10 protein-coding genes are annotated in these 11,932 nt (G+C 68.0%); 7 read left to right on the top strand and 3 right to left on the bottom strand.

What is annotated here, in order from left to right; translation table 11 throughout:
* Positions 1-122: 122 nt before the first annotated feature.
* The gene (locus VMT40_RS02700) at positions 123-1,265 is read right to left on the bottom strand and encodes a citrate synthase 2 (protein WP_326356383.1); all 1,143 of its coding nucleotides are present in this window, start codon (positions 1,263-1,265) and stop codon (positions 123-125) included.
* A 100-nt stretch (positions 1,266-1,365) separates the two neighbouring features.
* Here VMT40_RS02700 and pdxH point away from each other — a divergent pair, with 100 nt between their 5' ends.
* From pdxH to VMT40_RS02725, 5 genes are all read left to right on the top strand, one after another.
* Positions 1,366-2,091, top strand: coding sequence for a pyridoxamine 5'-phosphate oxidase (gene pdxH / locus VMT40_RS02705; RefSeq protein ID WP_326356384.1), 726 nt, complete (start codon positions 1,366-1,368; stop codon positions 2,089-2,091).
* 106 nt (positions 2,092-2,197) lie between these two features.
* Positions 2,198-3,481 (top strand): MFS transporter, encoded by a 1,284-nt coding sequence (locus tag VMT40_RS02710; protein WP_326356385.1) that lies wholly within the window; start codon positions 2,198-2,200, stop codon positions 3,479-3,481.
* Between the two features lie 202 nt (positions 3,482-3,683).
* Positions 3,684-4,997 carry a citrate synthase gene (locus tag VMT40_RS02715; protein ID WP_326356386.1) on the top strand — a complete coding sequence of 438 codons (1,314 nt, stop codon included), beginning with the start codon at positions 3,684-3,686 and terminating at the stop codon, positions 4,995-4,997.
* A 336-nt stretch (positions 4,998-5,333) separates the two neighbouring features.
* Positions 5,334-6,542: a GNAT family N-acetyltransferase gene (locus VMT40_RS02720; protein WP_326356387.1), complete on the top strand. Its 1,209-nt coding sequence runs from the start codon at positions 5,334-5,336 to the stop codon at positions 6,540-6,542.
* 59 nt (positions 6,543-6,601) lie between these two features.
* On the top strand, positions 6,602-7,012 hold the full coding sequence (locus VMT40_RS02725) for a YccF domain-containing protein (protein WP_326356388.1): 411 nt from the start codon (positions 6,602-6,604) through the stop codon (positions 7,010-7,012).
* A 46-nt stretch (positions 7,013-7,058) separates the two neighbouring features.
* Here VMT40_RS02725 and VMT40_RS02730 read toward each other — a convergent pair whose 3' ends face one another.
* On the bottom strand, positions 7,059-7,496 hold the full coding sequence (locus VMT40_RS02730) for a MarR family winged helix-turn-helix transcriptional regulator (protein ID WP_326356389.1): 438 nt from the start codon (positions 7,494-7,496) through the stop codon (positions 7,059-7,061).
* A 117-nt stretch (positions 7,497-7,613) separates the two neighbouring features.
* Between VMT40_RS02730 and VMT40_RS02735 the strand changes: the two genes are divergently transcribed.
* Both VMT40_RS02735 and VMT40_RS02740 read left to right on the top strand, forming a co-directional pair.
* A complete protein-coding gene (locus VMT40_RS02735; protein ID WP_326357166.1) occupies positions 7,614-7,850 on the top strand; it encodes a DUF2530 domain-containing protein in 237 nt (78 codons plus the stop codon).
* Between the two features lie 154 nt (positions 7,851-8,004).
* Complete coding sequence (locus tag VMT40_RS02740; protein ID WP_326309745.1) at positions 8,005-8,619, top strand: TetR/AcrR family transcriptional regulator; 615 nt, start codon at positions 8,005-8,007, stop codon at positions 8,617-8,619.
* 93 nt (positions 8,620-8,712) lie between these two features.
* On the opposite strand, the gene VMT40_RS02745 is transcribed toward VMT40_RS02740, so the two are convergent.
* Positions 8,713-11,868, bottom strand: a complete 3,156-nt coding sequence (locus tag VMT40_RS02745; protein WP_326357167.1) for a sacsin N-terminal ATP-binding-like domain-containing protein — start codon at positions 11,866-11,868, stop codon at positions 8,713-8,715.
* Positions 11,869-11,932 lie beyond the last annotated feature (64 nt).

Consider the following 11,932-nt stretch of genomic DNA (forward strand, 5'->3'; position numbering starts at 1 on the left):
CTCGGGGGCTCTCAGGGGTTCCCCCCTGAAACCCCCGAAGATCTCCGGGCCCCGGCCCAAACCCACGAAAAGCCGTGGCCCGCAGCGAATTCGCTGCGGGCCACGGTTGATCCTGCACAAGTTTACTTGTGCGACACCAGGTTCCAGCCCGGCACCGTCTCCGGTCGGCGCGGGGCCGGGCCGGTGTAGATGGCGGCCGGGCGAACCAGCTTGCCCAGCTTCTTCTGTTCGAGGATGTGCGCACACCATCCGGCGGTGCGGCCGCAGGTGAACATGGCGGGCATCATGTGCGCCGGAACCTCGGCGAAGTCCAGGATCACCGCGGCCCAGAACTCGACATTGGTCTCGATGGCGCGGTCGGGGCGGCGCTCGCGCAGCTCGGCCAGGGCGGCCTGCTCCAGCGCGGCGGCGACCTCGTAGCGCGGGGCGGCCAGGCGCTTGGCGGTCTCGCGCAGCACCTTCGCGCGCGGGTCCTGGGCGCGGTAGACGCGGTGACCGAAGCCCATCAGCTTTTCCTTGCGGTCCAGGATGCCCTTGACCAGAGCCCGTGCGTCACCGGTCTTTTCGACCTCTTCGATCATGGGCAGCACGCGGGCCGGGGCGCCGCCGTGCAGCGGGCCGGACATGGCGCCGATGGCGCCGGAGAGCGAGGCCGCCACGTCCGCGCCGGTGGAGGCGATGACGCGGGCGGTGAAGGTGGAGGCGTTCATGCCGTGCTCGGCGGCCGACACCCAGTAGGCGTCGATGGCCTCGATGTGGCGCGGGTCCGGGTCACCCTTCCAGCGGGTCATGAACCGCTCGGTAATGGTGGTGCACTCGTCGATCTTCTTCTGCGGCACCGCGGGCTGGTAGATGCCGCGCGCGGACTGGGCGACATACGACAGTGCCATGACCGAGGCGCGCGCGAGGTTCTCGCGGGCGGTGTCGTCGTCGATGTCCAGCAGCGGCTGGTAACCCCAGATCGGGGCCAGCATGGCCAGCCCGGCCTGCACGTCGACCCGCACGTCGCCGGTGTGCACCGGCAGCGGGAAGGGCTCGGCGGGCGGTAGGCCACGGCCGAATTCGCCGTCCACAAGGAGCGCCCAGACATCGCCGAAGGTGACGTGATTGCCGACCAGATCCTCGATGTCGACGCCGCGATACCGGAGCGCACCGCCGTCCTTGTCCGGTTCGGCGATATCGGTCGTGAAGGCGACCACGCCCTCGAGACCGCTCACGAATCCGTCGGGGACGACGGAATTGGGTACCGCAGCGCTGGCAGTCATGTTGTGACTCTCCTTGCAAATCGGGCTGCCCGATCCCTGGGCAGCCACGCCGATCACCGTGAGCTTAACCCTCGCATTACCCCGGAGTAACGTCTGCCCCATGGTTGACCAGGAGAAATTCGCCACCCCCGCGCTCGATCTGGCGGCCCTGCGGGTCGAGTACGGAGTCGATCAGGGTGACAACCATCCCGCCCGCGACACCGACCTGGACGAGACCTGGCTGGCGCAGGGCTGGGAGCCCTTGCTGCGCAGGTGGATCGAGGATGCCACCGGTGCGGGCCTGACCGATCCCAATGCCATGGTGTTGAGCACCGTCGAGCTCACCGAGACCGGTCCCAAGCCGTCCTCGCGAACGGTCCTGTGCAAGGGGCTGTCTCCCGAAGGTGTGACTTTTTACACGAATTACGAATCCTTCAAGGGCCGTCAGCTCACCCAAACCCCCTACGCCTCGGCCACTTTCGTGTGGACCCCGCTGGGCCGACAGGTGACCGTGCGCGGGCCGGTGCACCGGGTTTCGGCCGAGACCACCGAGATCTACTGGCAGTCCCGCCCGCGCGGCTCCCGCCTGGGCGCGTGGGCCTCGGAGCAGTCGCGGCCCATCGCCTCGCGCGCCGATCTGGATCGACAGATGGACGCGACAGCGGCCCGCTTCGCCGAGGTGGACGACGTTCCGCTGCCCCCGTTCTGGGGCGGCTTCCAAATCCAACCCGAGACCGTCGAGTTCTGGCAGGGCCGACGCAGCCGCATGCACAACCGCATCAAGGTCACCCTGGAGCCGGGCAACACCGACGTATCCGCCATGAAAATCGAACGCCTCCAACCCTGACGGATTCTCTACCCCCGCGAGAGTTGGAAATCTCACGTTCAAATGGTGGGATGATCGGCCCAAAATTCCTAGCCAAGCCCCGTTTCGCCGCTCTAGTGTCTGACCGGTGAAGCTGCTCGCCGACATAACTCCATTGCGGAATCCTGACTACCGCCGGTTGTGGACAACCGGCATCGTCACCGTCATCGGCGCGCAGCTGTCCGTGGTCGCCGTCCCCAAGCAGCTCTACGACATCACCCACAGCTCTTCGTATGTGGGCCTTGCCGGACTCTTCGGCCTCATCCCCCTGATCGTCTTCGGCCTGTGGGGCGGCGCGCTCGCCGACGCCATGGACCGCCGCAAGATGCTGCTCATCACCGGTGCGGGCACCGGCCTGACCGCCCTGGCCTTCTGGGCGCAGGCGGCCGCCGGACTGAACAATGTCTGGCTCGTGCTGGTGCTGTTCGCGGTCCAGCAGGCGTTCTTCGCCATGAACCAGCCCGCCCGCAGCGCCGTCTACCCGCGCCTGCTGCCGCCCGAACAACTCCCGGCGGCCAACTCGCTGAGCATGACCGTCATGCAGTTCGGCGCGATCGCCGGACCGGTGCTGGCGGGCATGCTGATTCCGCTCGCGGGCCTGTCCACGCTGTACCTGCTCGACGCCGTCGCCCTGCTGGCCACCCTGTGGGCCACCTGGAAGCTGCCGCCCATCCCGCCGCACGGCGAGACCCGGCGCGCGGGCCTGCGCGAGGTGTTCGACGGCTTCGCCTACCTGGCCACCCAGAAGATCCTGCTGGCGTCCTTCGCGGTGGACGTGGTGGCCATGGTGTTCGGCATGCCGCGCGCCCTGTTCCCGCAGATCGCGCAGGACAGTTTCGGCGATTCCGCTTCCGGCGGAACGGCTTTGGGTCTGTTGTTCGCGGCCATGTCGGTGGGCGCGGTGCTGGGCGGGGTGTTCTCGGGCTGGCTGTCGCGGGTGCGTCGACAGGGCTTGGCGGTGGTGGTCTGCATCGTGCTGTGGGGTGCGGGCATGGTCGGGTTCGGCCTGGCCGTGGGCCTGGTCGGGCACGGGCTGAGCATGACGCTCGCGCTCTGGATCGCCCTGGGCTGCCTGGCCTTCGGCGGTGCCGTGGACATGTTCTCGGCCGCCCTGCGCACCACCATGCTGCAGTCGGTCGCGACCGACGAGATGCGCGGACGCCTGCAGGGCGTGTTCATCGTCGTGGTGGCGGGCGGACCGCGCATCGGTGATGTTGCGCACGGTTTCGCGGCGGCCGCGGTGGGTACTGCTGTGGCAGCGGCGGGCGGCGGTGCGCTGGTCGTGATCGGCATGATGATCTCGGCCGTGATTTTCCCGGCATTCGTGCGATACCGGGTGGCACGTGCGCATTCCGAGGTCCAGCTCGCCTGATGCGTTTCAACTGTGCAATCTCGCAGTTCGCGCCATTAGCACATGCTCGCCGCTGTCCTCACACGCAAATACGGTGACCGTGAGGTAATAAGAGACACCCTCATTACTCGGGCGTAGTGGACAGCGGCTAGCGTTGACTCGAGCGCATCGCGCGCCGACCGCGTCCGATGCCTACGGTTACAAGCCTGAGAGGGATCCTTCCGTGCCCGCTGAGAACATCATCAACGTCGACGACGACGCCAAGCCGGTACTGCAATACCCGGGCGGCGAGTACCCGATGACCGTCGCCAAGGCTGTCGAGGGCAACGACGGAATCGACCTGGGCAAGCTGCTGGCCAGCACCGGGTACGTCACCTACGACCCCGGCTTCATGAACACCGCCTCGACCAAGTCGGCCATCACCTACATCGACGGTGAGGCCGGTATTTTGCGCTACCGCGGCATTCCGATCGAGCAGCTGGCGGGCAAGTCGACCTTCATCGAGGTCAGCTACCTGCTGATCTACGGCGAGCTGCCGACCCAGGCCCAGCTCGACGACTTCACCAACCGGATTCGCCGCCACACCCTGCTGCACGAGGACCTGAAGCGGTTCTTCGACGGCTTCCCGCGCAACGCGCACCCGATGCCGGTGCTGTCGTCCGCGGTGAACGCGCTGTCGGCCTACTACCAGGACTCGCTGGACCCGCGCGATCCCGAGCAGGTCGAGCTGTCCACCATCCGACTACTGGCCAAGCTGCCGACCATCGCGGCCTACGCCTACAAGAAGTCGGTCGGCCAGCCGTTCCTGTACCCGGACAACTCGCTGTCGCTGGTGGAGAACTTCCTGCGGATGACCTTCGGCTTCCCGGCCGAGCCCTACGAGGTCGACCCGGAGATCGCCGCGGCGCTGGACATGCTGCTCATCCTGCACGCCGATCACGAGCAGAACTGCTCGACCTCGACCGTGCGCCTGGTGGGTTCGTCCGACGCCAACCTGTTCACCTCCGTCTCCGGCGGCATCAACGCGCTCTGGGGTCCGCTGCACGGCGGCGCGAACCAGGCCGTGCTGGAGATGTTGGACGAGATCAAGGCCTCCGGCGGCGACGTCAAGGAGTTCGTCCGCAAGGTCAAGAACAAGGAAGACGGCGTGAAGCTCATGGGCTTCGGGCACCGCGTCTACCGCAACTACGACCCGCGCGCCACGCTGGTCAAGCAGGTCGCGGACAACATCCTGGCCAAGATCGGCGGCGACGACCAGCTGCTCGACATCGCCAAGTCGCTCGAAGAGGCCGCCCTCACCGACGACTACTTCATCGAGCGTCGCCTGTACCCGAACGTCGACTTCTACACCGGCGTCATCTACCGGGCCATGGGCTTCCCGACCCGCATGTTCACCGTGCTCTTCGCCATGGGCCGCCTGCCGGGCTGGATCGCCCACTGGCGCGAAATGCACCGCGAGCCTTTGAAGATCGGCCGCCCGCGCCAGATCTACACCGGCTACGGTGAGCGCGACTACATCGAGATCGCCGGTCGCTGACCACTTTTCGGAACACCCCGCCGCAATGCATCGTTGCGGCGGGGTTTTTCGTTTACAAGGACTTGTTAAGGATCTTGCTGGGGCCCGGCGGCAATCTTGTTCCCGTCAGAAGGACAACCCACGGAGGGGAACATCATGCTCGGACTGCTGGATCTCGGATCCTCGATCGCCGCCAACGCCACCGCCGCGATCGGCAACATCCTCAACATCATCGGGATCCTGACCCATCCCTGATCGATCCGGACTCCGGGTGGGTACCTGCCGCGGCGGGGGCGGCAGGTACCCGCCCGGAGAAAATCGGATGCGACGGCCGAATATTCGTGGGATGTTCGGATCATGGCATCGACGAATGGCTTCCTCGTGCGTTCGGCGCGAGCGGACGAGCGCGCGGAGATCCTGCGCCTGTCGGAGATCTGCTTCGGGATTCGGGTGAACCCGGCCGATACCGAATTCGGCACCCAGGTCTTTCCGACCGAGCGGGCGCTGGTGGCGGTGGACGGCGATCAGATCGTCGGACACGCCAACGACCGCGTCATGACCGTGACGGTCCCGGGCGAGCGCACCGTGCAAGCCAGCGGCGTCACCAGTGTCGTTGTCGCGCCGACGCATCGGCGACGCGGCATATTGCGCGCGCTCTACACGCGCCTGCACGAGCGCAGCGAGTCCGAGAAGCTGCCGCTCACCATCTTCACCGCCAGCGAGGGCACCATCTACGGCCGCTTCGGCTACGGCCCGACCGTGGTGGCCAATGAGATCTCGATTCGCGGGCGCACCGCCGAATTCCGCTCCACCACACCGGATCCCGGTGGCGTCCGGATGGCGACGCTGGAGCAGGCCAAGACCGTCCTGCCCGAAATCTACGACCGCTGGCGGCGTCTCGTCCCGGGCGCGCAGATTCGGCCCGAAGCCCGTTGGCAGCAGCGGGTTTTCGCGGACGCCGTACAGAACGAGGGCGGCTCGCCGCCGTTCTTCCTGGTCCACCCGGACGGTTACGCCATCTTCCGACGAGCCTGGAACGACGCGGGCAAGAACGTCGCGACCGTTCAGGAATTGCGGCCCATCACCCCCGAAGCCCACATCGCGCTCTGGCGGGTGCTGCTGAGCCTGGACCTGGTCAGCACCATCGAGGCCGAGCTCACCGACCACGACCCCCTCCCCTACCTGGTGACCGATCCGCGCCTGGTGAAGGTCACCGGTCGGCACGACGCCCTGTGGGCGCGCGTCATGGACGTCCCGGCCGCGCTGTCCGCGCGGACCTACCGGCGGGATCTGGATATCGTGCTGTCCGTACAGGATCCGTTCCGCGCGGCGGGCGGCAGTTTCGCCCTGCGGGTGCGCGACGGCATCGCCGAATGCGAACCCACCGACCGCGCCCCGGATCTGGAACTCGGCATCGACGTGCTGGGCAGCCTCTACTTCGGTGCGTACCGGGCGCGGGCCTTCGCCGCCGCCAATCGCATCCAGGCCAAGGATCCGGGGACGCTGCGCGCCTTCGACGAGGCGTTCACCTCGGAGCGGGACGCGGAGCTGGGCTGGTTCTTCTGATCCGGCACCCGGGCCGGAAATCAGGGTTTTCCCTGGTGTCGCCGATCCAGGGGCCTGGCATGCTGGGGATTGTGAAACCCATCCAGTTGATACTCAACGTCCTGTGGTTCGTGCTGGTCGGATTCTGGATGGCGCTGGGCTACGTGGTGGCCGGGTTGATCTGCTGCATCCTGATCGTCACGATCCCGTGGGGCATCGCGTCGTTCCGGATCGCGAATTTCGTGCTGTGGCCCTTCGGCCGCGAGGCCGTCCAGAAGCCGGGCGCGGGTGTCGGGTCCATGCTCGGCAATATCATCTGGATCATCGTGGCGGGCTGGTGGCTGGCGCTGGGTCACCTGATGACCAGCATCGCCCTCGCGATCACCATCATCGGAATCCCGTTCGCCTGGGCGAATCTCAAGCTGATCCCGATCTCCCTGTTCCCGCTGGGCCGCGAAATCGTAGACAGCGACCGACGTTTCGGGTACTGAGAAGGGGTTTCAGGGGAAGCCCCTGAGGGCCCGGGGAGTCGGATTTCTATTCGGACTCGTCCACGATCTGTTTCATGATGGCGACGGCCTCGGCGAGCACCTTCAGCTGTTCGGGGCTCAGGCCCGAAAGCTGATCGGTCATCCACGCCTCCCGCGCCTGGTTCTCATCCGCGACGAGCGCCCGCCCGGCCGGTGAGAGCGAGACGATGATCTGCCGCCCGTCGGTCGGGTGCGGATTGCGTTCCACCAGATCCAATTCCGACAGCGACGCGATGACCCGGGTCATGGACGGCGGCTGCACCCGCTCCTTGGCGGCCAGCGTGCCCGGCGTCATGGCACCCTCCCGATTCAGGGTGGCGAGCGCGGAGAGTTGGGTCAGCGAAATCTGGGCATCGGCCCGCCTGCCCCGCAGATGCCGAGTCAAGCGCACCACCGCCAGCGAGAGTTCACCGGCGAGCGCTCGAATATCGGAAGGCGTTGTCACAGAGGCAAACGATACGGGACCGTCCGCGCGGGGGTCGGCTGTTCGGCGCTCAGTTTCCGCTGTTCGGCGCGCACCCCTCCGGTCCGGTGGGGTGACGATTAGTCTGGTCGGGTGACGATGCCGCCCGTGCCGGAGATTCCCCCGCGCTTCACCGACCCGCGCCCCGTCCTGGCCGTGGGCACCCTCGGATTCCTCATCGCCACCATCGCGGTGTGGGCCAATGACGCGTGGGCCACCGCGCGCCCGGTCTGCCTGATGGGCCTCGCCGTCGGTCTGCTCGGCTACACGATTTTCGCCATCCAGCGCCGCGGTGCGCGCCGCGGCGACAAGGGCGCACAACTCGGTTTGGACTGAGGCCCGATACTTCGATTGGACCGACCGCGCGCCCGGGATGCCGGGAATGCCTCGCTGACAGTTGGTCTGGACCACGGGGTAAAAACCAACCTGCGGAGCGTGCGAATTGACTGCGCGCGTCGTGGACGCTTAACTCCCTGGAGTGTCCTCCCGATTGAGCGTCGAAGAACGACGGGCCCACCTTATCGAGGCAGCCATCGGCCTTGCCGAAAAAAAGGGCGTGGCAGGAGTTACCACGCGCGATGTTGCCCAGGCAGCCGGTGTTTCCCTCGGTGTGGTGCATTACTGTTTCGAAAACAAAGATCAGCTGATGACCGAGCTGGTCAAGGCACTCTCGATGGAATTGCGAGATTCCGTCGATGCCAACGAAGCGGTATGGCAAGACGTCGGATCCGGAAAAGAAGCGCTTCAACAATTGGTGCGCGCTGGCCTGGAACTCATGTGGCTCAACATCGAAGCCACTCCGGAGCGCCAACTACTCACCTACGAAACGACCACCTACGCACTACGCGAAGGTGAGCAGACCCCGGCGAAACTCGCGATCGCGCGTGAGCAGTACACGTTCAACGACTCCACCGTCGCCGATGTCTGCGAGCATGCGCGCGAGGCCACCGGCACCCAGTGGACCGTTCCGGTCGGCACCCTGTCGCGATTCATCCTCGCCACCATCGACGGCATCGTGCTGCGGTGGCTGGTCGACAACGACAGTGCCGCCGTCCGTGAGCAATTGGACGTGCTGGCCACCACCGTGGCGGCCCACGCGGCCTGATCCGCGTCCACCGTCATTCCGGCGACTTGCGGCCGGGATCCACGGCGACAGTGTGGATCCCGGCTCATGAGCGCGCCGGGGTGACGCGCGCGCTCAGCGGCGTGCGAGGTTCTGGGGCTGCGCCTGCACGTGCGTGACCCCGTCCTCGTGCCACCAGGCCACCGCCACGGTGGCCTCGTACGCGCCCGAGAGTCGGACGCGCAGTTCGTCGTGCACCACGAGTTCGCCCGGGGGCGTGGTGAAGTCGAACTGCAGGCGCAGCAGCACGCCGAGCGGCTCGGCCGCCCAGCTGGTTTCGCGGCCGGTGCTCACCACCTCGGCGGTGACCGCCTCCGAGGCGAGCGGCAGATCCAGCAGGGTCGCAAGGGGTTTCGCCGAGGTGATGTCACCGACCACCAGGCGGTCGACCGGCAGCGCCGGACCGAACCAGGAGCGATCCAGCACCAGCGCGTCGGCGGCCGGGATCACCTCGCCCGACAGCGCGCGCACCTGACCGGGCAGCACCAGCTCCTCGGTGTCCAGGCGACCGGCGTCGAGCGCCTCGGCCAACAGTTGGTAGGTCCGCGAAATCGATTCGGGGCCGGGCCTTCTCGCCGGATCGGCGAGAGCGTCCAGCAGTTCCTCGGCCAGGGCGGTGGTCAGCACCTCCGGGTCGGCGAGCACGCCGCGCAGCACCGTCAGATCGGTGGCGTCGAAGCCCGGCAGCTGCGGGAGCAGACCGGAGAACAGGGTGTCGTCCGGGTGCCGCATGAGGCCGAGCGGAATGCCGTCGATGTGGGCGTGCTGGCGCAGCCACCAGGCGGTGTAGCCGTCGCGATCGGCGAGCAGCGGGCGGGTGGTCGGGTCGGACAGCAACAGCCGCAGGGCTTCCGGCCATTCGCCGTCGTCCACCAGGTCCAGGTCGCGCACGGCGATCAGCTCGGCGGGATCCTCGGCCAGGCCCTCCCACCAGGTTTCCTCGTCGTCGAGATGGTGGTCGGGTCCGGTCGGATCCGATTCGGCCACCAGGGTGAAGCCCCAGCCGACACCGATGGCGCGCAAGGCCTCCGGGCCGTAGGTCTCCAGTACGTCCTCGGCGACAGTGGCGAACGGCGAATCCTCCACCAGCACCCGGCCGAGCGGTGCGTCGGGGAGCAGCAGTTCGTCGGCGGGCGTCGATTCGCCGGAGACGTCCGGCAATTCGAGCAGGCCCAGCCAGGACGGCAGCATCCCCGGAGCGGCCAGGGTGTGCGCCGCCAGCTTCAGCACCGCGTCCACGGTGTCGGGATCGCTCGGGTCGTCCTCCAGCACCGCCCGCAGGCCGGGATCATTCAGCAGATCCTCCGGCGAGGCCTGTCGCGCGCCGAGCCGACCCAGCAGCTCGTGGGCCGCCTCGGGATGCACCAGCCGCGCCCAGTGCACCGGAATCGCCGACTCCAACCGGTCGTCCAGCACCACGGTGCGCGGACCGGTCACCAACCGACCGTCGGTCAGCGGCACCGCGAGCGCACCCAGTTCCTCCACCGCCAGTGGGTCCACCGCGAACGACTCCAGGGCGTCGTAGAGCGAATACCACCACTGCGGTTCACGTTCCAGGCTGCTCGACAGCTCGGCGATCCGCGCGAGTCCGATCCGGTGCACGTCCAGCACCGACAGGGCGTCGGCGTACATGCGGCCCGACAGTTCCGGAATCACCAGCGGCCCAACCATATCCGCCAGATGATCGGCCAATTCGGCGGTCACACCGGTGAATACGCTGGCCCGTCGGGGAGCGGCCACCGCTCCCCAGGAATCCGTGCCGGTACCCGTGCCCGCGGATTCATCCACAGCCATCCCCAAGGGCGAAAGGTCCGCGACCGCTTCGAGATCGGCGAGATCACCGGATTCGGCGGTGTCGAAGGTGGCGACCACATCGTGCGGTCCGATCGCATCGTGGGGTTCGACAGCGCCGCGGGGTTCGACAGCGTCGGACGCGGAGTCGTCCGACTGGGGGAGGTCCCACAGCGGCAGCATCTCCTGCTCCCACGCCTTGACCGGGCGGGCCCCCGATGCGGCGGGTGCGGGCCGATCGGCCGAGGCGTCCACCGGATCAGCCGCGGCCTCGGATTCAGCATTGCCCGCGGCCTCGGATTCCGCATCGGCCGTGGCTTCCGGAAGTCCCAGCGCGGCATCGAGATCCGCAGGGGGCACGCCGTATTCGCCACCGGTGTCGGTGCGGGCGGTGAGGACGGGGAGCCATTCGTTGTCACGCAATTCCGCGACCAGGGCCTCGCGCAGCGCGCTGTCGGCCTCGCTGCGGGCGAAGCCGGGCAGCGGCACAAGAACCAGGCGGTCGCGCGGCGGCAGGGCGCGCGCGAAATCGGCGTAGCCGGTGGCCAGGTCGGGCAGGTGGGCGCCGGGGAGCAGGCGGCGGCGATCCGGCTGCATCGGAATGTCGGCGATGAGCAGGGCCGGGATGGACAGCTCCTCGTCGGAGCGGGTCGGCGCGCGCAGGACGTCCGGGTGGGCGGCGACCGGGCGGCCGTCGCGCACCGGGAGCAGCCAGCGGGCCCGCTCGGTGCGGAACTGCCACCACAGCTGCTCGTCGGAATTCGGGCCGGTGACACGGAGTTCGGTGAGTCCGCGCTCGAGATCGCGTTCGACGCGGGTGATCTCGTCGTCATTGATCCGGATGCGGTGCAGCGCGGGCAGTTCCAGCAGCAGGTCGGCCGCCTCCGCGCGCATTTCGGCGAGCAGGGCGACGGTGTCGACATCCTCGCGGAGCCGCAGCACGATCTCGCTGTCGAACCCGTCCGCGGGGCGCTCCTCGATGGCCCAGGCCAGTCGCAGCGCCGGGGGCTCGAAACCGCCCGGCACCTCCGGGATCTCGATGCCCTGCGCGCCCAGCAGGGCCCAGGTCTCGGCGCGCGAGAACCGCACCGAACCGCTGGTCGAGCGCAACTCCACCTCGTCGGAGACCGTCAGCACCGCGGTGAAGCCCACGCCGAACTTGCCGACCGCCGCGCCCTCGGTCTTGCCGGAGGCGCGCAGCGCGGTCAGCGCGTGCACACCCGAAACGTCCAGGGCCGCGCCGCTGTTGGCGACATGCAGGGTGCGCCCGTCCAGCCAGACCGCGACGCGCCCCGGCACCCCGGCTTTGACCGCCGCGTCGGCCGCGTTCTGCGCCAGCTCGGTCAGCAGTCGATCCCGGTAGCCCGACCGCACCAGATCGGCCTCGGTGGCGGCGTCCTCGCGCAACCGCGTGGGCGATCCGCGCCACGCGGCCACCACTCCGGCCCGCAGCGCCTCGGTCCCGAACGGATCCCCCAGATCGGTCGCGATCACGGCCTACACC

This window comes from Nocardia sp. CDC160 (assembly GCF_035818795.1).
GTDB lineage: Bacteria > Actinomycetota > Actinomycetes > Mycobacteriales > Mycobacteriaceae > Nocardia.